We start from the raw sequence: 21,401 nt of genomic DNA, 5'->3' as shown, positions 1-21,401 counted from the left end.
GCCAGCATAAAGCTGACTCTTTTCTAGCTAATCCAAATTAGTAATTTGGTTTAGTGGTTCCGGCCGTTGCCTTAGCAGTAGCAGACTGACTGCCACCGGCTTTGCCTTGTAAGCGTTCGCTACGGAAATCGGCTGCCTTGACAGTAATTTCACGTGTTTCCTGTGGACCAGGCGCGCTTGTCATTCCTGACCCTGCGTGACCCTTAAAGCTCATTGTCGCTTTAGGAGCAGACTGCGGTACTTTTGGTGCAGGCGCAGCTTTCACTTCTGGCAGCTTCGCTACCTCAGGAGTAACAACTTCTGCTGTTTCCACTGGCGCCGCTTCTACAGGTGTAGTTTCAACAGGCGTTGCTTCAACCACTACGGCTTCTGGTGCAGGAGCTTCAACTACTGGTGCAGGCTGCTGTTCAACAGGCTGTTGCTCAACAGTTTCTGCAACGATAGGTGCTGCAACTGGTGCTTCAGCTTTTGCTTCTGCCACTACAGGTTTCGCTTGCTCTACCTTGGCTTCAGTAACTTTAGCTTCAGTAACCTTAGCAACTTCAACCTTAGCTTCTTCAACTTTAGGTGCTACCTTAGGTTGTTCTGCTTTAACAGGTTGAGCGGCTTTCATTACGATAACTTTACCCATAGACATTTCAGGGAAAGCAACACCACCGATTACGCTAACGGTTGTTTCTTCAACTTTAGGCGCTTTCTTCTTCGGCTTAGGCAAGTCGTACTTAGGCATCACTTTACCCATTGCCATCTCTGGAGAGGCAACACCACCTTTGCGTAGGCGGAATGGGTTAGGTCTGCGATCGCGACCGCGACGACGACGTTGGCCACTTGCACGTAGGTGACGCGGAGAGCGGCGGTTACGGCGTTGTTGTGGTGCTTCGTTCTTCTCAGCGTTTTCGCCTTGAGCATTGTCTTCAGCTGAAACTTTGCCTTTCGGTTGTTGCTTCTTCGCTGGTTTTTCTGCTTCAGGTTTAGACACTTTAGCCGCTGGAGCTTCCGCAGTTACGTCCTGTTGGTTCGCTTCTGCTTGCTGATCCTTAACGCGTACTTGTTTCTTCATCTGACGACGTTGACGACGTTGTTTAACCTGACTTGTCTTGGTTTCTTTGTCGTTCTTCGCTTCAGGCTCTTGCTGAGCTTGCTCGGCAATTTGCTTACCTTGCTCTTCAACTTTGCTTGGCGCTTTTCTCTCTTTACGAGGTTTACGCTTGTTCTCTTTACGAGGTGCATCTTGTTGAGGTGCTTGTTCGCGAGGTGTTTGGTCGCGAGGTGCTTCTGTCGTGGTCTCTTCGTTCTCAGACTTGTTACGGTTTGGACGGTTGTTACGACGACGGTTATCACGGTTATTGCGACGACGGTTATCGTTGCGATCGCGACGTTGCGGTTTTGGCTTGCTTTCTTCAACAGCCGGTTTCTCTTCTTTCACTTCTTCTTCTGAGCTGAACAGTTTACTGATAGCTGAGATGATGCGAGAGAATAGGCCAGGTGCTGCAGGCTTAGCTGGAGCAGTAGCCACAGGTGCTGCCGCAACCGGTGCTGCTTGCGGTTTTGGCGCAGGCGCTGCTGATTGAGCAGGAGAAGCGAAACCTTGTAGTGCAGGCTCTTCAATGCGTCGAGGTGCAGCTTCAACTTCACCAGCATCGCGAGCTTCTGCTTCTTTCATTGCGTCTAGTTTCTTCGGCAATAGGTATGAAAGCAGGCTTTGTTCTTCACCTTCACGAACACGAACCACCTCAAAGTGAGGCGTTTCCATGTCTGAGTTAGGAACAATAAGGATCTTAACTTCTTGGCAACGCTCGATGTGATTAACACTACGACGTTTTTCGTTCATCAAGTAAGAAGCAATAGGCACAGGCACAACAGCAAGTACTTGAGCTGTGTTGTCTTTCAGTGCTTCTTCTTCAACCAAACGAAGGATAGATAGCGCTAGAGATTCATTGTCACGTACAACACCGGTACCCGAACAACGAGGACAAATGTGGTGGCTGGCTTCTGCTAGAGAAGGGCTCAGACGCTGACGAGACATCTCTAGAAGACCGAAGCGAGAGATACGACCAATCTGTACACGAGCGCGGTCAAGACGCGCAGCTTCACGAAGGCGGTTTTCTACTTCACGCTGGTGGCGTACTGGAGTCATATCGATGAAATCGATAACAACCAGACCACCTAGGTCACGTAGACGCAACTGACGAGCAATCTCATCGGCCGCTTCTAAGTTAGTGTTCAGTGCGGTTTCTTCGATATCGCTACCCTTTGTTGCGCGAGCAGAGTTGATATCGATAGAGGTTAACGCTTCAGTTGGGTCGATAACGATTGAGCCACCAGAAGGCAAACGAACTTCGCGTTGGAACGCAGAGTCGATTTGGCTTTCAATTTGGTAGTGGCTAAATAGTGGTACTTCACCTTCGTATTTTTTAACACGGTTGATAAAGTCAGGACGAACCAATTGAATGTGCGCTTGAGCACGCTCAAAGATAGTGTTGCTATCGATAAGGATCTCGCCAATATCACGACGCAAATAGTCGCGAATAGCTCGAACGATAACATTACTTTCTTGATGGATCAGGAAAGGCGCTTGATTTGCATCAGACGCTTCTTTTACTGCAGTCCAGTGGTTAAGAAGTACGTTTAGATCCCATTCAAGCTCTTCAGCACTTTTGCCAACACCTGCTGTACGAACGATTAAACCCATACCTTGAGGCAGTTCTAATGTACTTAGAGCTGCTTTAAGTTGAGTGCGTTCGTCACCTTCGATACGACGAGAAATACCGCCTGCACGAGGGTTGTTAGGCATCAGTACTAGGTAGCTACCCGCAAGAGAGATAAAGGTAGTTAGGGCTGCGCCCTTGTTACCACGTTCTTCTTTCTCTACTTGTACAATGACTTCTTGACCTTCTTTAAGCACTTCTTTAATGCTTGGACGGCCTTGGTATGTGTAACCAGCAGGAAAGTAGTCGCGAGCAACTTCTTTTAGAGGGAGGAAACCGTGTCGCTCTGCACCATAGTCAACAAACGCCGCTTCTAGGCTTGGTTCGATGCGTGTGATACGTCCTTTGTAGATATTCGCCTTCTTTGATTCATGGCCAGGGCTTTCGATATCTAGATCGAATAGCTTCTGTCCATCAACGAGGGCGACACGCAACTCTTCTTTTTGAGTTGCGTTAATTAACATTCTTTTCATTCGAAATCTCGTTGTGATTCTTTAATTATTTCAATTGTGTTTATCGCAATGGTTTCTATCGATGGTGTCTGATCCCATGGTCAATCAATGCAGCCTCTCGGCTGGAAGGGATGCTCGGGGACACTTTAGCCATCACATTTTTCTCTTCAGAAAAACATGATCTGCGAGTAATTGCAGTCGATCTCTGCATCGATAGGTAAAAGTCGCGCGATAAGTTTGTTCATTATCAATGTCTTATGCCTTACGCAGCACTGGGAAATGAACAATCGACTTTCGTTTTTTTATCAATTTGCACCTTAGAAAAGTGTAAAAAACAACCAAGAGGGCATATTGATTGACGAACTATAACAGTGTCACTAATACACAGCAATCGACAAACAGATAAAGGATAGAAATAAATCTAAAAACTGCGAAGGCTGTACATATAAGTAGCTGATATTAAACTGTTTAATAAATGTCAGCAAAAATGACAAAACTGTGACGGCTTAATGTTGTACACAGGTTTTTAAATAACCAACAAACAGGAACACAGCTTGTTTCAGTTATCCATTTTAGTAGAGAAAAATGTGATTTACAGCACTTTAGGATGTTAGACTAAGGGAATGAGTGAAATTAGAACCCAAGTACAGTTTGTTGACATAGATTCCGACATGGCTGGACAGCGCATTGATAACTTTTTGCGCAATCAATTGAAGGCGATCCCTAAGAGCATGGTTTACCGAATCGTGCGTAAGGGAGAAGTCCGTGTAAATAAAAAGCGTGTTAAAGCAGAATACAAGCTGCAAGCGGGTGATATCGTCAGGATCCCACCTGTAACCTTGCCTGCTACCGAAGAAGCGCCGGCCCTTAGCACTAAGCTGAATAAGGTGTCAGAGCTCGAACACTGCATTTTGTATGAAGATGAGCATGTGCTGATTCTTAACAAGCCATCGGGCACCGCGGTTCATGGCGGCAGTGGCCTGAAGTTTGGCGCTATTGAAGCCTTGCGAGCGCTTAGACCAGAAGCGAGATTTTTAGAGTTGGTGCATCGCATTGATAGAGATACCTCTGGAATCCTATTAATCGCTAAGAAGCGTTCGGCATTGCGTCATCTACAAGCTCAATTTCGTGAGAAGACTGTACAGAAGTACTATTTCGCGTTAGTGATGGGTGAGTGGAAGAGCAGCATTCGTAAAGTAACTGCGCCACTTCTCAAGAATGAAGTGAACAGCATTGTGCGTGTAAACCCGAACGGCAAGGCGTCAGAAACTCGCTTTAAGATAATTGAAAAGCTCAACAATGCGACTTTGCTACAGGCGAGCCCTATCACCGGGCGTACGCATCAGATTCGTGTACACACTCAATATGTAGGTCATCCAATTGCATGGGATGATCGCTATGGTGACCGCCGTTTTGATGCTTTCACTGGGAAGGTGGGTCTTGACCGTCTTTTCTTACATGCGGCAAATATTAAATTTATCCATCCAGGTACAGAAAAGGAAATGGACATTTCTGCACCAATGGAAAATAAACTGCAACGTGCTATCGAAGGGCTACGTGTTAAGTAGCGGCGTTACCTAATACAGAAACCCCTTCGTTTTCGAGCAAAGTAATAAGATCGATGAGTGGTAGCCCAATTAATGTATTTGGGTCTTTACCCTCCAAAGCTTCAAATAGAGCGATGCCCAGTCCTTCGCTCTTGAAGCTACCAGCACAATTGAGAGGTTGTTCCAATTCAACGTAACGCTTGATTTGAGTGTCTGTTAGAGTTTTGAAATGAACCTTAAAGGTATCAACAACCACTTGAGTGTGACACTGCTTGCTGTTGTATAATGCAAGGCCAGTGTAAAACGTAATAGTTTGGCCGCTTTGAGCGTGCAACTGTTGAATCGCGTTTTCTACCGTATGCGGTTTACCGACGATTTGGCCATTGACCACACATACTTGGTCGGAGCCAATAACGAGGTGATTGCCATCGGGTAGGGCGCAAGATTTCGCTTTTCCTTCGGCCAGTCTGGCAACGAGTTGCTCGGGTGTTTCATTGTCCTGAGCGGTTTCGTCAAAATCTGGGCTAAGCTGAGTAAAAGAAAGAGATAATTTATGCAGAATTTCAGCTCGATAGGGTGATGTTGAGGCTAAAACAATTTGATATTCGCTCATGAATTCCATCTATGGGTCAGTATTGATTGCTATAGAATAATCGACGTACAAAAATTGAGTAAGTTTTTTCTGTTTTCCTTTGACTAAATATAAATTGAGAGATAATATTCGCGCCCTATGCAAAAGGTAAAAATACCGCGAACGGTTGACCCGAGTAAAGCTGCTCAGAAACGACTAGACTATGATGGCATCATCCAAGTCAGTCTGCTCAAGCGCTTGGCCGAGTCGGTCGAAGGCGTAAAACGCGACGCAGAAGTCACATTGTCATTTGACTTAGATGAACAACGATTGGTCGTTATCTCTGGTAAAGCTAACGTCGAAGTCGATTTAGAGTGTCAACGCTGCAATGAGAACTTCACACATGTTTGTGAAGTCCAATTCGTCTATACCCCTAATAAGGGCGAAAAGACCGAAGAGGAAGCCCCGGAAGAGTACGATTTGGTAGATCTGAACGAGTACGGTGAATGCGATCTCATACAGTTAGTTGAAGACGAGTTCCTTCTAAATTTGCCTCAAATAGCAATGCATGATGTTTCTGACTGTAGCGTAAATACACATAACTTGGTTTTTGGTGATATTCCTGAAGAAATTGAGGAAGATAAACCAAACCCGTTCGAAGTTTTAAAAAGCTTAAAAGCAAAGACAAAGGAGTAGGGTCAATGGCCGTACAAAAGAGCAAAAAATCACGTTCAATGCGTGGCATGCGTCGTTCACACGATGCGCTAACTACAGCTGCACTATCTGTAGACGCAACTTCAGGTGAAACTCACCTACGTCACAACGTGACTGCTGAAGGTTACTACCGTGGCAAAAAGGTAGTCAACAAGTAAGGTTGCCTTTTGCAAACGATTACCGTTGCACTTGATGCAATGGGTGGGGATTTCGGTCCCCATGTTACAGTGCCTGCCGCCGTGCAGGCATTGTCTATTTTCCCAGAGCTGAAAGTTATATTAGTGGGCGACGAATCTGTCCTCATTCCCCACCTCTCTACATTGGGTTCTTACCCCAAAGACCGAATTCATATCGAGCATACCGATAAGGTCATTGCAGACACCGATAAACCTTCTTCCGTCATGCGCCGTAGCGTAGGCACTTCTATGCGTCGAGCCATCGATCTTGTTGAAGATCAGACTGCACAGGCTTGTGTGAGCGGAGGAAATACAGGTGCCTTGATGGGACTCTCTCGTTATCGTCTAAAGTTACTTCCCGGCATTGAAAGGCCAGCACTGATCTCTGCTTTACCTACCCGTAGTGGCCAAAAAGTATGGTTGTTGGATCTTGGCGCAAATGTCTCCGTCGATGCGAACACGCTATTTCAATTTGCGGTGATGGGCTCAGCACTTGCTGAAGAACACCTGCAACGTGCACCAAGAGTGGCGATATTGAATGTGGGCGAGGAAGAGATTAAGGGAAATGATCTGGTAAAAAACTGTGCTGAAATGCTTCAGCAGGTAAAATCAATTAATTACACCGGCTTTATCGAGGCTCATCAATTATTACACGATGAAGCGGATGTAGTGGTATGTGATGGCTTTGTAGGCAATGTATGCCTAAAAGCGTCTGAAGGAGTCGCAAATCTATTCCTTGAAAGGCTAAAACGTCATATGCTGTCGTCTAAGCTAAGAGCTTGGATTTCAAAATTATTCTTCTCTGAGCTGTTTTCTGAGCTAAAACAGCTGAACCCCGACCAGTATAACGGGGCAAGTTTGCTAGGATTGCGCGGCATTGTCATTAAAAGTCACGGAAGTGCGGATAAAACTGCTATCATCAATGCAATCATAGAGGCAGTTCACGAGGTCAAACGTCAAGTACCCAGTCGTATAAGTGACCGTTTGGAAACCGTTTTACTCGAGAGGCAAAATTAGTCTTCATGTATAGCAAAATATTAGGCACAGGCAGCTATTTGCCTTCCCAAGTGCGCACCAATGCAGATTTAGAACAAATGGTAGATACTGCCGACGAGTGGATTGTTGCTCGTACAGGTATCAAAGAACGTCGCATCTCTGCTCCCGATGAATCGGTGGCGGATATGGGCTTTATTGCCGCTAAAAATGCAATTGAAATGGCCGGTATCGATAAGAAAGATATCGATCTCATCATTGTTGCTACTACAAGTGGTAGTCATGCATTCCCATCTTCAGCGTGTCAGGTCCAAGGACTCTTAGAGATCCCTGGTTGTGCTGCGTTCGATGTGGCAGCTGCATGTACGGGCTTTGTATACGCACTATCAATAGCAGACCAACACATCCGTTCAGGCATGTGCAAAAACATCTTAGTTATTGGCTCTGATGCTTTGTCTAAATCAGTGGATGAGATTGATCGTTCAACGGTTATCTTGTTTGGTGATGGTGCAGGTGCTGTGGTGTTAGGTGCAAGCGAAGAGCAGGGCATCCTATCGACGCATTTAGGCGCTGATGGCCGTTATGGCGAGCTGCTTAGTCTTGAAATGCCAGTTCGTGGTGGTGAAGTCGATAAGTGGCTACACATGACGGGCAATGAAGTATTCAAGGTGGCAGTAACCCAACTTTCTCGTTTGGTTACCGATACGCTAAAAGCCAACAACATGAGTAAAGAAGACTTGGATTGGTTAGTGCCACACCAAGCAAACCTAAGAATTATTACCGCAACGGCAAAGAAACTGTCTATGTCTATGGATCAGGTGGTAGTGACCCTTGATCGCCACGGCAATACTTCGGCTGCAACAGTTCCAACAGCGTTGGATGAAGCAGTGCGAGATGGTCGAATTAAGCGTGGTCAGACGCTGTTGCTAGAAGCCTTTGGTGGTGGTTTCACCTGGGGTTCTGCGCTGGTTAAATTTTAACCCAAGCGCGTTCGATTAACCAAAAGAAGTGCCTTTGCACTTCTTTTTCAATATTTAGCAAGGCTTAAAGGACGAATTATGAGCAAATTTGCAATCGTATTTCCAGGTCAAGGCTCTCAAAGCCTTGGTATGTTAGCTGAACTTGGCGAGCAGTTTGATATTGTTAAACAAACATTTGCAGAAGCTTCAGAGGTGTTAGGTTACGACCTTTGGGCGCTTATCCAAGACGGCCCAGTTGAAGATTTGAACCAAACTCATCGCACTCAACCCGCACTACTGGCTTCTTCTGTTGCAGTTTGGCGCGTTTGGAACGATCAAGGCCTAGCGACTCCTGAGCTATTAGCGGGTCACAGCCTAGGTGAATACTCAGCGCTAGTATGTGCGGGTGTTATTGACTTCAAAGAAGCGATTAAATTAGTTGAACTACGCGGTCAATTGATGCAAGAAGCGGTACCAGCAGGTACGGGTGCAATGTACGCTATTATTGGTCTTGCTGATGATGCGATTGCCAAGGCATGTGAAGAAGCGGCGCAAGGTGAGGTTGTTTCACCGGTTAACTTCAACTCTCCAGGTCAGGTGGTTATCGCAGGTAACAAGGCGGCTGTAGAGCGCGCGGGTGCACTGTGTAAAGAAGCAGGGGCTAAGCGTGCACTGCCTCTTCCTGTTTCTGTACCATCACACTGTGCATTGATGAAGCCAGCAGCGGATCGTTTGGCTGAAGCACTTAAAGATATTGAGTTCAACGCACCAGCGCTGCCAGTGATCAACAATGTGGATGTGGCTGCTGAGACGGATCCTGCAAAGATCAAAGATGCATTAGTGCGTCAGCTATACTGCCCAGTACGCTGGACAGAAGGTGTGCAGAAGATGCACGAGCAAGGTGTTGAAAAACTTCTAGAATTAGGTCCGGGTAAAGTACTAACCGGTCTAACTAAACGTATTGTAAAAAGCCTAACGGCTGCAGCTGTCAATGACACTGCATCCCTTGAAGCGGCGAAATAAGATTCTTAACGGAGATAACGAATAATGAACCTTGAAGGAAAGATCGCACTAGTTACTGGTGCTAGCCGTGGTATCGGTCGTTCTATCGCTGAAACATTGGTTGCACGTGGTGCAACAGTGATCGGTACAGCAACGAGCGAAAACGGTGCTGCAGCGATTAGCGAGTATTTAGGTGACAAAGGTAAGGGAATGGCACTTAACGTGACTGATCCTGCGTCTATTGAGTCAGTTCTTAAAGAGATCACCACAGAGTTTGGCCCTCTTGATATTCTAGTGAACAACGCAGGTATCACACGTGACAACCTGCTAATGCGCATGAAGGACGACGAGTGGACAGATATCATGGACACTAACCTGACCTCAATCTTCCGTTTGTCTAAAGCCGTTCTACGTGGCATGATGAAGAAAAAGTGCGGTAGAATCATCAATGTAGGTTCAGTAGTTGGTACTATGGGCAACGCTGGACAAACAAACTACGCAGCAGCGAAAGCGGGCGTGATTGGTTTTACAAAGTCTATGGCACGTGAGGTTGCTTCTCGCGGAGTAACGGTCAATACTGTAGCACCGGGCTTTATCGAAACTGATATGACAAAAGCATTGAACGACGAGCAACGCGCTGCGACGCTCTCTTCTGTGCCTGCGGGTCGCTTAGGTGATCCTCGTGAGATTGCAGCTGCTGTGGCATTTCTTGCCTCTCCAGACGCCGCTTACATCACAGGTGAAACATTGCACGTCAATGGTGGCATGTACATGGTGTAATTTTGCGCATTTTTGGCGTGATATATGTCAAAAATGCCATTAAAATCGGTTAAATTCACAAATTTGTGGTTTGACCAGCAAGGATGCCCTTGCAACTTTTTAACTTTCGAATAAACTACGCAAAACATCGCATTAAGCGACTTATGTATAGGAAATAAAAAATGAGCAATCTTGAAGAACGTGTAAAAAAAATCATCGTTGAACAGCTAGGTGTTGACGAAGCTGAAGTTAAGAACGAAGCATCTTTCGTTGACGATCTAGGCGCTGACTCTCTAGACACAGTTGAGCTAGTAATGGCTCTAGAAGAAGAGTTCGACACTGAGATTCCTGATGAAGAAGCAGAGAAAATCACTACTGTTCAAGCTGCTATCGATTACGTAACTGGCGCTCAGTAATTCTCTTCTCAGGCGGTCTATCTTGGCCGCCTGATTCATTTCAGTTCCCTTATTGTTTAAAATCAATATCTAACTAATCTAACCCGGAGTAAAAATCGTGTCCAAGCGTCGTGTAGTTGTCACTGGCATGGGTATGTTGTCACCGGTCGGCAACACCGTAGAATCTTCTTGGAAAGCCCTGCTATCTGGTCAAAGCGGTATTTCAAATATCGAACACTTTGACACCACCGAATTCACAACACGCTTTGCAGGTCTTATTAAAGACTTTAACTGCGAAGAGTACATGTCTAAAAAAGATGCTCGTAAAATGGATTTATTTATCCAATACGGTATCGCAGCAGGTATCCAAGCTCTTGATGATTCTGGCCTAGAAATCACTGACGAAAATTGCACTCGCGTAGGCGTGGCGATTGGCTCTGGTATTGGTGGTTTAGGTCTGATTGAAAACGGTATCCATGTTATGAACGACAAAGGCCCACGTCGAGTGAGCCCATTTTTCGTTCCGTCAACCATCGTAAACATGGTTGCAGGTAACCTTTCTATTATGCGTGGCCTTCGTGGTCCTAACATTGCTATCTCTACAGCCTGTACTACTGGTTTGCATAACATCGGCCATGCGGCACGTATGATTGCTTACGGTGATGCTGATGCGATGGTTGCGGGTGGCTCTGAAAAAGCGTCTACTCCAATGGGTATCGCAGGCTTTGGTGCAGCTAAGGCTCTATCAACTAATAATGAAAACCCACAAGCAGCTTCTCGTCCATGGGACAAAGCGCGCGATGGTTTCGTATTGGGCGATGGTGCTGGCATGATGGTACTGGAAGAGTACGAATCAGCTAAGGCACGCGGTGCTAACATCTACTGTGAGCTAGTTGGCTTCGGTATGAGTGGCGATGCGTACCACATGACCTCTCCAAGTGAAGATGGTTCTGGCGGTGCACTAGCAATGGAAGCGGCAATGCGTGATGCGGGTGTGACTGGTGAGCAAATTGGCTACATCAATGCACACGGCACTTCGACTCCAGCGGGTGATGTTGCAGAACTTAAAGGCGTTAAACGCGCTCTAGGTGATGCAGGCTCTGCGCAAGTGAAGGTTTCTTCTACTAAATCTATGATTGGTCACCTATTGGGTGCTGCAGGTTCTGTTGAAGCTATTATCACAGCATTGGCTCTTCGTGACCAAAAAGTTCCGCCAACAATCAACCTAGATAATATGGATGAGCGTGCTGCAGAGCTAGGTATCGACTTGGTGCCAAACGTCGCTCAAGATGTTGATATCGAATATGCTCTATGTAACTCATTTGGCTTTGGTGGTACGAACGGTTCATTAATCTTCAAAAAGATTTAATAATCCTAGATACCATAGAACAAATAGTTAGCTAGAATAGTTTGGGTCAGACTCAGTTTCAAAGAAACTGGCTCTGGCCTTTTTTATTGTTAGTAACCTATGGAAAGAGTGCATGTATTGGATAAATGGAATCCAAGAAGCCACTGTCTCGGCCAGTGACAGAAGCTTCAATTACGGAGACGGCGGTTTTACCACAATCAAAACGATTGATGGAAAGCTTCTTTTTTGGTCTTTGCATGTAGAAAGGATGCAAGCCTGTTTGCAGCTGCTACAAATTTCTCAGCCTAATTGGAAACAAGTGCGGGCATGGGTGGAGCAGGCGGCAATAGAAAAAGGCTTAGGGGGCGTGAAGCTCCACGTCAGTCGAGGCAGTGGCGGTAGAGGGTATAGTCCTGCGGGAGTTACCGAGTCTTTAGTGACCATCAGTGAATTTGGCTACCCTGCACACTACAAAGAATGGCAACAGCAAGGCGTTGAGCTAGGCGTTGCTGAGCACAAACTGGGAATTAATCCCCTATTAGCCGGGCATAAACACAACAATCGATTAGAGCAAGTGCTGTTAAAGGCCGATATTGAACAGCAAGGCCACCTTGACGGGGTAGTGCTTGACCTTAATGACCATATCGTAGAAACAACGATGGCAAATCTATTTTGGGTTAAAGGTAAGACGCTCTATACCCCTAGTATGGAAAAGTGTGGTGTGTCTGGTGTCATTCGCCGATTAGTTATCCAAGATGCTCAGATGTTGGGTATGAAGGTGCTGTTTGGTGAGTTTGAAATGGGACACTTATTGACCGCAGATGAAGTTTTCATGTGTAATTCCTTGTTAGGTATCGCTCCTGTCGTAAAAATCACACATAAATCCTATCCAGTCGGTATAATCACACGCGACTTTCAGGAGAGTATAAATAGTGCTTAAAAAAATCATCACCCTTTGTATCATCTGCATTCTTTTGGCTGGAGCGGGTTTGTTCTACGTTTGGAACCAACTCGACGGCTATGTTAACCAATCAGTGAAAATTGATGAGCCCACTCTAGTGACTATCGAGTCGGGAACCTCATTTAATTCGTTGTTAAATCGATTTGAGAAAGACGGCTGGATTGAACCAAGCGACTTTTCTCGTTTATTGCGTCGTGCGCACCCTGAACTCACTCAGGTTAAAGCGGGCACCTTTCAGGTACAGCCGAATCTTACCCTTAAACAAACCCTTTTAGATTTGGTCCATGGGCAGCAGATGCAATTTAGCATCACCTTTGTTGAAGGAAGCACCTTTAAAGAATGGCGCGCAATGTTCGACGAGGCGCCCCACCTTATACACACGACCAAAGACATGACTGAGGCTGAGATAGCCGAAGCCCTGCAGATTGATAGAGAGAAACTCGAAGGTTTATTCTTGGCTGAGACTTACCACTATACGGTAGGCATGTCAGATTTGGACATCATGAAGCGCTCTCATACACAGTTGAACCGTGTTCTAGAACAATATTGGGGTCAACGCCAAGACAAACTGCCTCTGAAGAACGCTTATGAAGCGCTTATCCTAGCCTCTATTATTGAAAAAGAAACGGCGGTTCCCGAAGAGCGCCCGTTAGTTTCGTCTGTGTTTGTTAATCGCTTGAATATTGGCATGCGATTGCAAACAGATCCGACCGTTATCTACGGTATGGGTGATAAGTATAAAGGCAATATTCGTAAGCGTGATTTACAAACGCCAACACCATACAACACCTATACCATGTACGGTCTGACACCAACGCCAATTGCTATGGTCGGTGAAGAGGCAATAGCCGCAGCTGTTGACCCGGATGACAGCAAGTATCTGTACTTTGTAGCAAGTGGTGATGGTGGGCATGTCTTCTCTAAAAACTTAAGAGATCATAACCGCGCTGTTCAAGAATATCTAAGAAAGCTAAGGGCACGTAAATAAATGGAACAAGGTAAGTTTATTGTTGTTGAGGGCCTAGAGGGCGCCGGAAAAAGTACCGCTATAGCGAGTATTATGTCGGTGTTAACCTCGTCAGGTATCGAGAATATCGTCTCAACAAGAGAACCTGGTGGTACTCCTTTAGCGGAAAAAATGCGTGCTTTGGTCAAAGAAGAGCATGAAGCAGAAGAGATTCAAGATATCACCGAATTACTTCTTATGTATGGCGCTCGAGTACAGTTGGTAGAAACTGTCATCAAGCCTGCATTGAGCTCAGGTAATTGGGTGGTGGGAGATCGTCATGACCTTTCATCTCAGGCATACCAAGGTGGCGGCCGACAGATCCCAGCAGAAACAATGCAGTCATTGAAGCAGATTAGCTTAGGTGATTTTAAACCCGATCTTACCCTATACATGGACATTGAGCCGCGATTGGGTTTAGAGCGTGCGCGCGGCCGTGGCGATTTGGATCGCATTGAAAAAATGGATATTTCGTTTTTTGAGCGAGCACGAGAGCGCTACCTAGAATTGGCTAACAGCGATAGTTCGATTTTAATCATTAATGCTGCGCAGCCGATTGATAAAGTGGCCAGTGATATTGAAGCAGCACTAATTCATTGGTTAGGAAGTCACGAGTAATGAATGGTGTTCAGTACCCATGGCTATCTGAAACTTGGACGAATTTGCAGGCGAGCATGCAACATGGCTCATTGCCTGGCGCTTTGCTGTTTAGTGCAACGGAAGGTCTTGGTGAAGAATCACTGGTTGAAGCATTGCTCAAGGTGCAATTGTGCAACAGTAGTGAAGTAGAGGCATGCGGCTTTTGTCACAGCTGTGCATTATTTCAAGCTGGGACACACCCTGATCTACATCGAATTGCACCCGCTGAGGGTAAAGCGACCATTTCAGTGGATCAGATCCGTGAAGGGAATCGCTATGCTCTAGAGTCGTCCCAACTGAGTGGCCAACGAGTCATTATTATAGAGCCTGCTGAATCAATGACAGAGCAGGCGATGAATGCGTTATTGAAGACACTCGAAAGCCCACCTGATAGCTGTGTGTTTATTTTAAGAAGCCATGCACCTCATCGCTTGTTGCCTACGATTAAGAGTCGCTGTCAGCATTGGCACGTTAAAACACCTGTGCTGAGTGAATATCAGCAATGGCTAACGGCTAATGGGATCTCTGAGGTGCCTGAGCTGTATTATCAGCTGTGCTTAGGCGCTCCATTAAAGCTAAAAGCATTTATTGATGAAGGGCAAGGCGCGGAGTTTGATTCTACATTGGCTGCGTTAACGGATTTTATTGAGCAGGACTTTGCATTACCGAAAACCTTCGTAGATAAGTGTTCTACGGACACGCTCGCTAAGCTGAGTCTGTTGTCATTGGCTTTGATCGAATTGCAGAAAGGGTATTTTGTTGAACTGCCTACGGTAGAAAACCACCCTCAATTAAAACGTCTCAAATCAGTTTTAGATTATCAGCAGGTGTTTGACATGACACGAAGACTCGCCAAGCTTATTGAGCAACTTACCCTTCATACTGGGCTTAATAAAGAACTACTATTAAGTCAGTGGCTCATTGAAACGAAAACTAGATGATTATTCGTACTAGTTAAAATTATTGTTTACAAGGCGCGCGCATAGCGCGTTTTTTTATAGGTGTTATATGTTTGTAGATTCTCATTGCCATCTTGATAAGCTGAATTATCAAGACTTGCACACTGGTGTAGCCGACGTCATTGCTAAAGCGGAAGCAGCAAACGTCAAGCAACTGTTATCGGTTGGAGTGACCCTTGACGCTTTTCCAAAGATGATCGAGCTCATTACTCCCTTTCCACAGGTTCATGCTTCTGCAGGGGTTCATCCTCTTGATGTGGAGAGCGCATTTGACCTTGAACAGCTTGCTTCTTTTGCTCGACATGAAAAGGTAGTAGCGATTGGTGAGACCGGTCTTGATTTTCATTACAAGCCAGAGACCAAGAACTTACAGATCGAACGATTTGAACAACAAGTTGAGCTAGCGGTTGAAGTAAAAAAGCCTTTGATTATCCATACGCGACAGGCACGAGCAGAGACACTCGCAATATTGCGTGACGGTGGGGCAGAAAAGTGCGGTGGGGTTATCCACTGTTTTACTGAAGACCAGTCATTTGCAGAAGCTGCGATGGAACTCGGATTCTACATTTCAGTGTCAGGGATCGTGACTTTTCGTCAAGCTATTGAATTAAAAGAGGTTGTTAAAAAATTACCTCTAGAACGTTTGCTTATTGAAACAGATTCTCCGTATTTGGCGCCAGTGCCTCACCGAGGAAAAGAGAACCAACCTGCCTATGTAGTTGAAGTTGCAAGCTATATTGCGCAGCTAAAAGGCATTTCATTAGGTCAGGTAGCGGAAAAAACTACGCAAAATTTCGCCGATCTTTTTTTGCGTCGCTAAGTTAGTTTTTGTGCGTATTTCACCTCTTTGGTCTAAAATGATGCGATAACTTAGCATAATTACCATATGTGTTGTTTATTATGTTATGTGTTTAAAATCGACTTCACATAGCTGTTGTAGTAAGTTTCCGTATAAAAAATAAGTACTTGAAAGCGCGTACATTAGTGAATAACGTCATTTTTAATGTAGTTTTTTTATTTAAATACAGTTACTTAGGATGCATTTGTTTGTTTATTGTTCGTGTTGTCGAATGTGATCCATAACGGCTTTTGAAAACTTAGATTTTAGTCAGTGAGGAAAGTTGAGGCGCATCAATATATATTTAGAGACGAAAAATATAATCGTAGAGGTTACATTTCTTCGATGGGAACCATCATTCGGACTACGGGGGTAAGTCGATGGGACCCGACAAAATACTAATAATCTTTCAGGAGCATAAACATGTTTAAGAACCTTTTTGCGAACTTGCAGAAAGTTGGTAAGTCTCTGATGCTACCAGTATCAGTACTTCCAGTTGCAGGTATTCTACTAGGTGTCGGCGCCGCTGACCTTGGTTTCATTCCAGACGTTGTATCTAACTTAATGGAACAAGCGGGTGGCTCAGTATTCGGTCAAATGGCTCTGCTATTTGCTGTTGGTGTGGCACTTGGCTTTACAGATAACGACGGTGTAGCAGGTCTAGCTGCTATCGTTGGTTACGGCATCATGACTGCAACACTTAGCGTTATGGCTGGTGTTATGGGCGTTGAGAAAATCGATACTGGTGTTCTAGGTGGTATCCTAGTCGGTGGTGTTGCTGCATGGTCATTTGCACGTTTCTTCCGCATCCAACTTCCAGAGTACCTTGGCTTCTTCGCTGGTAAGCGTGCTGTGCCAATCATCACTGGTTTCCTATCTATTGGTCTTGGTATCCTACTTTCTATCATATGGCCACCAATCGGTTCTGCAATCGGTGCATTTTCACACTGGGCAGCTGAACAAAACCCTGAGCTAGCATTTGGTATCTACGGTATCGTTGAGCGTTCACTAATCCCATTCGGTCTTCACCACGTTTGGAACGTACCTTTCTTCTTCGAAGCAGGTTCTTGTGTTGACGGAAACGGCGTAGCTCAAAACGGTGTTCTAACTTGTTACCTAGTTGCTGATGAAGCATCTCGTGCTGCAGGTAATGGCTTCGGTCAACTTGCTGGCGGTTACATGTTCAAGATGTTCGGTCTACCAGCTGCTGCAATCGCTATTGCACACTGTGCTAAGCCTGAAAACCGCGCTAAAGTAATGGGTATCATGCTTTCTGCTGCGTTGACTTCTTTCCTAACAGGTATCACTGAGCCAATCGAATTCTCATTCCTATTCGTTGCTCCTGTACTTTACGGAATTCACGCACTACTAGCTGGTTCTGCATACGTTGTTTCTAACGTACTAGGCTTTGTACACGGTACATCATTCTCACACGGTCTAATCGACTTCATCGTTCTTTCTGGTAATGCTCAGAAGATGGGTCTAATGGTTGCTGTTGGTCTTGGTTACGCTGCAATCTACTACTTCGTATTCCGCGCTGTTATCACTGCTATGGACCTTAAAACTCCTGGTCGTGAAGACGAAACAGAAGAAGCAGCTTCAGTTGCAACTGGTTCTGAACTAGCAGGCGAGCTTGTTGCTGCATTCGGTGGCAAAGCGAACATCACAGGTCTTGATGCTTGTATTACACGTCTACGTGTAGCAGTGGCTGACACTGATAACGTTGACCAAGATAAGCTTAAGCAACTTGGCGCAGCGGGTGTAGTTGTTGTTTCAGGTGGTGTACAGGCTATCTTCGGTACTAAGTCTGACAACCTTAAAACAGACATGGACGAGTGGATTCGTAACAACGGTTAATATCCACATATAACCATGATACAAAAAGGAGGCTTAGGCCTCCTTTTTTTGATCTTGAACAAACTGCGATGCTCTAATCACCCTTGGTATACAAGGGCTGAATGTGTTACTAGAAATAAAAATGTGTTACGAAACGCACTTTTACAGATTTCATCACATATCGCTGACAAAGAGCGCTAAAATAAGGTTAAAATTCGCGAAGTTACACATAATCAAGGATACATAAAGTGAATATTGGGAAGTTAGCATTGGTCACGGCAGTTCTTACTGGTGTAGCAACCTATGTTGGAGCAGCGAAAGCAGCCGGTCCTACTAATGTTAAAGTAGGTATGGCGTTTGATCAGGGCCTAAGTGCGGTAGTTAAATTTGAAGACAGATTTAACTTAACGGTAGGCAATGATGGAATGGCGTTTGATTACCATTTTGCCAAAGGCAGCTTTTCTCAAGATGTTCCTTTTGATTGGTATGTCGGGGCTGGTGGCTGGTATGAATGGGATGACGATTGGGGTCTTCGAGTACCACTAGGCTTGGATTGGAACTTCGCGCCAAATTGGAATGCCTTTGGACAAGTTGCACCAGAATGGCAGATCCAAGACAAATCAAAGCTTAAGTTCGGTGCCGCAATAGGTGTGACTTACCGCTTCTAATTTTTATGCAAATAGATACAAGAAAGCCGACATAGACTATGTCGGCTTTTTCATTTCTGATAGCTGACAGCTTTAAACTGTCAGCTACTCGTTTTTATTGCTGTTTTTTCATTGCCTTACGGATACAGATGGCTGCGCCACCCCAAGTAATCCCAAGGCCAAGAACCATCATAATGATTGCGCTAGTCGTCATAATTACGCTTCCTTTTTGCTTAGTACGTTAATCGCTACACCAATGATAACGAGAAGAGCGAGTAGTCCCCAACCCAGTAGTAGCAGATCAGATTGTGCGTAGCCGCCATAACCGTCTGTTAGGGTTGCTTTCAATGTGTTGAATAGTGTTAGCGCTAGAATTGCTGGGCTTACAAACTTCAAGCAAACATCAAACCAAACGCCAATTTGGAAATCAGAGACTGAGTTTACATAGTTGCGAATCGTTGCGGTCTTAACAATCCATACAATCAACAGAACTTCGATGAAGCAGCTTAGTACGATACCAATCTGGTTAGTGAAGTAGTCAACAAGGTCTAGCAGTAGCAAACCACCGTTGGTAGCAAACGCTAGAGAGACTATCGCGCCAATACCACACACCAATGTCGCTGCTTTTTTACGTTCTAGCTTAAACTTATCAATGATTGCCGATGTTACCGCTTCAATGATTGATATGTGCGAGCTTAAACCAGCAATAGTCAGTGCTAGGAACAGTAGTGGACCTAGGATATAAGGAGCAGGTAGCTCGTTGATTGCCGCAGGCAATGTAACGAAGGCAAGACCTACACCAGCAGAAACCACGTCTGTGAGCTCTTTACCTTGTTCATGTGCCATGAAGCCTAATACAGAGAAGATCATGATACCCGCAAGGATAGAGAAGCCACAGTTAATCAATACCGTCATAAAGGCGTTGTTATTGATGTCTGATTTCTCTGGCAGGTAGCTAGAGTAAGCAAGCATGATTGCAAAGCCGATACTTAGGGTGAAGAAGATCTGACCATAAGCCGCTGCCCACACCTTAAGATCCATGATCTTACTGAAATCTGGTTCAAACAGGTAGTTGATGCCGTTAAGTGCACCCGGTAGGAAGATAGTGCGACCGATTAGCACTAATACCATAATGAACAATACTGGCATCATGATTTTAGCTGCGCGTTCGATACCAGACTTAACACCACCTGCAATGGCTGAATAGGTGATAGCCCAAGCTAGAAGCATGGTGCCCGCAATCTTCCATTGGATAGAGCCAAGGTTAGACGGTGAGTTATCACCTAGGTTCAAGTACTCGCTGAAGAAGAAGGCGTTAGTGTCGGTTCCCCAACCCTGATTGAAAGACATGCCAAGGTATGAGATCGACCAACCGATAACAGCAACGTAGTAAACAGCGATACATGCTGCAATACCAACTTGGAACCAGCCCAACCATTCAAACTTTGGATTGACAGAGCGAAGTGCTGCAGGTGCAGAACCACGATATTTTTGACCCAGCTTGAATTCCATAATCATAAATGGAATACCGGCCGTTAACATGGCGAAAAGGTAAGGGATAAAGAATGCGCCACCGCCATTTTCGTAGGCCATATACGGGAAGCGCCATATATTACCTAGACCGATTGCTGAGCCTACTGCGGCTAAGATAAATCCGGTACGGGAACCCCATTGTTCTCGTTTCATAATTACTCCTTGTAATTACTTATGAAGAGTTGCAAATATTAATTGAGAGTTAAGAGTCTCTTTTGCTTAAATAACCAGAGTGTATAAAATAATCACCTCGCATCAATGCGATAAGGTAGTTATTAGTTCTGATTTAACGCTTAATAAGTAGTGGTTTATTTTTGAGAATTTACTGCCCAGGCTCTAAAACTAGTAGAATATTCTGGGTCATAACGGCAGGTTACCGTGAGATATTCTGTCTGGCAAGATAAAATAAGGCTCATATTTGGTAAGAATGATCGCAGAATTGCTGGTGATAGGGAGCTTATTAATGGATCGTACTGCAAATGACTTTCTGACCGCTGTCATCAATTAAATAAATGGTTTAAGTTAGAGGATATGACTAAATGTTAATTTAAGAGCGAAAAACCAAGGATCTCTCGCTCGTTAATATATTGTTGTGATTATGTATCGATTTAGAAGCTAAATCTAAAGCCTAGGTTGGCTTGAACTTGGCTCATCCAATCACCGGAGAACGCATACTTACAGCTTGTACCATCGCTAGAAGAGTTACATACCGTAATGGAATCCCCATCAACCAAGGTTCCTAAGTAGCGAACCTGTCCTTGCAGGGCAAAACTGTCAGTGAATTTGTATTCGACACCGCCATAGAAGCCTGCAGAGAATTTGTATTCATTGCTTGCGCCCTGAACATCTATTTGTGTTCCACCTAAACTCAGACCTATGTAGGAGTTCCACTTGTCTCCTGATGGATAAAAGACGGCACTTTGAAAGTGTAAGTAGCGCAGTGTGGTATCAAGATTAACGTCTTCAATAGAAGAGTCTTGTTGAGAATAGAGTAAGCCTAAGCGTCCTGCATCGACATTAGTTTCAATCGCAATGTTGTAGTTGACGGCTTCTTTGATATCAAAACTGCCATTCTCTTCGGTATCAAACGAACCACCCATGCTGTAGCCAACCATAGGGGTAATGTGGATGTTTGCTTGAGATACAGCAGGATAACCACAGGCTAGTACCAATAGGGTGAGGGTCTTTCTGTTCATAGTATTGTCATCCTTGTCAATCTAGAGCATGTTTACTTAGTGTCAACGATCGACACTCTCGCTAATGTAGCGACTAAGTTACGTAGTTGTAATTGTGACAGTAACTGCATAATTCTGCACGGCTTTTCGCTAAGTCTTGAGAGGTAAACTGAGGAATGCTAA

The 21,401-nt window shown here is 45.0% G+C and carries 21 protein-coding genes; 16 read left to right on the top strand and 5 right to left on the bottom strand.

From position 1 onward, the window contains the following. Positions 1-37: 37 nt before the first annotated feature. Positions 38-3,181: a ribonuclease E gene (rne, locus tag A6E01_RS08880; protein WP_065210097.1), complete on the bottom strand. Its 3,144-nt coding sequence runs from the start codon at positions 3,179-3,181 to the stop codon at positions 38-40. Between the two features lie 602 nt (positions 3,182-3,783). Here rne and rluC point away from each other — a divergent pair. Then, the gene (gene rluC, locus A6E01_RS08875) at positions 3,784-4,728 is read left to right on the top strand and encodes a 23S rRNA pseudouridine(955/2504/2580) synthase RluC (protein ID WP_017027727.1); all 945 of its coding nucleotides are present in this window, start codon (positions 3,784-3,786) and stop codon (positions 4,726-4,728) included. On the opposite strand, the gene A6E01_RS08870 is transcribed toward rluC, so the two are convergent. Further along, positions 4,721-5,320 carry a Maf family protein gene (locus A6E01_RS08870; RefSeq protein WP_017243495.1) on the bottom strand — a complete coding sequence of 200 codons (600 nt, stop codon included), beginning with the start codon at positions 5,318-5,320 and terminating at the stop codon, positions 4,721-4,723. The two genes, rluC and A6E01_RS08870, sit on opposite strands and share 8 nt — an antisense overlap. A gap of 117 nt (positions 5,321-5,437) precedes the next feature. Here A6E01_RS08870 and yceD point away from each other — a divergent pair, with 117 nt between their 5' ends. The 15 genes from yceD (at position 5,438) to A6E01_RS08795 (ending at position 18,531) form a co-directional block, all read left to right on the top strand. Continuing rightward, positions 5,438-5,974, top strand: a complete 537-nt coding sequence (gene yceD / locus A6E01_RS08865) for a 23S rRNA accumulation protein YceD (protein WP_017027729.1) — start codon at positions 5,438-5,440, stop codon at positions 5,972-5,974. Positions 5,975-5,979: 5 nt separating this feature from the next. Then, a complete protein-coding gene (gene rpmF / locus A6E01_RS08860; RefSeq protein ID WP_017027730.1) occupies positions 5,980-6,150 on the top strand; it encodes a 50S ribosomal protein L32 in 171 nt (56 codons plus the stop codon). Between the two features lie 9 nt (positions 6,151-6,159). After that, positions 6,160-7,185 carry a phosphate acyltransferase PlsX gene (gene plsX, locus A6E01_RS08855; RefSeq protein ID WP_017027731.1) on the top strand — a complete coding sequence of 342 codons (1,026 nt, stop codon included), beginning with the start codon at positions 6,160-6,162 and terminating at the stop codon, positions 7,183-7,185. Positions 7,186-7,190: 5 nt separating this feature from the next. Next, a complete protein-coding gene (locus A6E01_RS08850; protein WP_017032535.1) occupies positions 7,191-8,141 on the top strand; it encodes a beta-ketoacyl-ACP synthase III in 951 nt (316 codons plus the stop codon). Between the two features lie 78 nt (positions 8,142-8,219). Beyond that, positions 8,220-9,143, top strand: a complete 924-nt coding sequence (gene fabD, locus A6E01_RS08845) for an ACP S-malonyltransferase (protein ID WP_065210096.1) — start codon at positions 8,220-8,222, stop codon at positions 9,141-9,143. Between the two features lie 24 nt (positions 9,144-9,167). Next, the gene (fabG, locus tag A6E01_RS08840) at positions 9,168-9,902 is read left to right on the top strand and encodes a 3-oxoacyl-ACP reductase FabG (protein ID WP_017027734.1); all 735 of its coding nucleotides are present in this window, start codon (positions 9,168-9,170) and stop codon (positions 9,900-9,902) included. 161 nt (positions 9,903-10,063) lie between these two features. Next, positions 10,064-10,297, top strand: coding sequence for an acyl carrier protein (gene acpP, locus A6E01_RS08835; protein WP_017027735.1), 234 nt, complete (start codon positions 10,064-10,066; stop codon positions 10,295-10,297). 97 nt (positions 10,298-10,394) lie between these two features. Further along, positions 10,395-11,645, top strand: a complete 1,251-nt coding sequence (gene fabF / locus A6E01_RS08830; protein ID WP_017027736.1) for a beta-ketoacyl-ACP synthase II — start codon at positions 10,395-10,397, stop codon at positions 11,643-11,645. A 112-nt stretch (positions 11,646-11,757) separates the two neighbouring features. Next, positions 11,758-12,564: an aminodeoxychorismate lyase gene (gene pabC, locus A6E01_RS08825; RefSeq protein WP_065210095.1), complete on the top strand. Its 807-nt coding sequence runs from the start codon at positions 11,758-11,760 to the stop codon at positions 12,562-12,564. Beyond that, the gene (gene mltG / locus A6E01_RS08820) at positions 12,557-13,573 is read left to right on the top strand and encodes an endolytic transglycosylase MltG (protein ID WP_017027738.1); all 1,017 of its coding nucleotides are present in this window, start codon (positions 12,557-12,559) and stop codon (positions 13,571-13,573) included. The genes pabC and mltG overlap by 8 nt, the downstream gene beginning before the upstream one ends. Then, complete coding sequence (tmk, locus tag A6E01_RS08815) at positions 13,574-14,209, top strand: dTMP kinase (RefSeq protein ID WP_017032533.1); 636 nt, start codon at positions 13,574-13,576, stop codon at positions 14,207-14,209. It begins immediately after the preceding gene. Further along, positions 14,209-15,171, top strand: a complete 963-nt coding sequence (holB, locus tag A6E01_RS08810) for a DNA polymerase III subunit delta' (protein ID WP_017027740.1) — start codon at positions 14,209-14,211, stop codon at positions 15,169-15,171. The genes tmk and holB overlap by 1 nt, the downstream gene beginning before the upstream one ends. Before the next feature lie 67 nt (positions 15,172-15,238). Beyond that, positions 15,239-16,009 carry a TatD family hydrolase gene (locus A6E01_RS08805; protein ID WP_065210094.1) on the top strand — a complete coding sequence of 257 codons (771 nt, stop codon included), beginning with the start codon at positions 15,239-15,241 and terminating at the stop codon, positions 16,007-16,009. A gap of 441 nt (positions 16,010-16,450) precedes the next feature. After that, complete coding sequence (gene ptsG / locus A6E01_RS08800; RefSeq protein WP_065210093.1) at positions 16,451-17,884, top strand: PTS glucose transporter subunit IIBC; 1,434 nt, start codon at positions 16,451-16,453, stop codon at positions 17,882-17,884. Between the two features lie 227 nt (positions 17,885-18,111). After that, the gene (locus tag A6E01_RS08795; RefSeq protein WP_017027743.1) at positions 18,112-18,531 is read left to right on the top strand and encodes a hypothetical protein; all 420 of its coding nucleotides are present in this window, start codon (positions 18,112-18,114) and stop codon (positions 18,529-18,531) included. Positions 18,532-18,625: 94 nt separating this feature from the next. Here the strand turns inward: A6E01_RS08795 and A6E01_RS21245 are convergent, their stop codons facing one another. The 3 genes from A6E01_RS21245 to A6E01_RS08785 form a co-directional block, all read right to left on the bottom strand. Next, entirely contained in the window at positions 18,626-18,724 is a 99-nt protein-coding gene (locus A6E01_RS21245; protein WP_017027744.1) for a MetS family NSS transporter small subunit, read from the bottom strand. Between the two features lie 2 nt (positions 18,725-18,726). After that, on the bottom strand, positions 18,727-20,196 hold the full coding sequence (locus A6E01_RS08790; RefSeq protein ID WP_017027745.1) for a sodium-dependent transporter: 1,470 nt from the start codon (positions 20,194-20,196) through the stop codon (positions 18,727-18,729). Positions 20,197-20,651: 455 nt separating this feature from the next. Further along, positions 20,652-21,239, bottom strand: a complete 588-nt coding sequence (locus tag A6E01_RS08785; RefSeq protein WP_017027746.1) for an outer membrane beta-barrel protein — start codon at positions 21,237-21,239, stop codon at positions 20,652-20,654. Positions 21,240-21,401 lie beyond the last annotated feature (162 nt).

The organism is Vibrio breoganii (genome assembly GCF_001677275.1).
Taxonomy (GTDB): domain Bacteria; phylum Pseudomonadota; class Gammaproteobacteria; order Enterobacterales; family Vibrionaceae; genus Vibrio; species Vibrio breoganii.
Note: the sequence above shows the minus strand (reverse complement) of the source record. Positions and strands in the feature narration are given on the sequence as shown.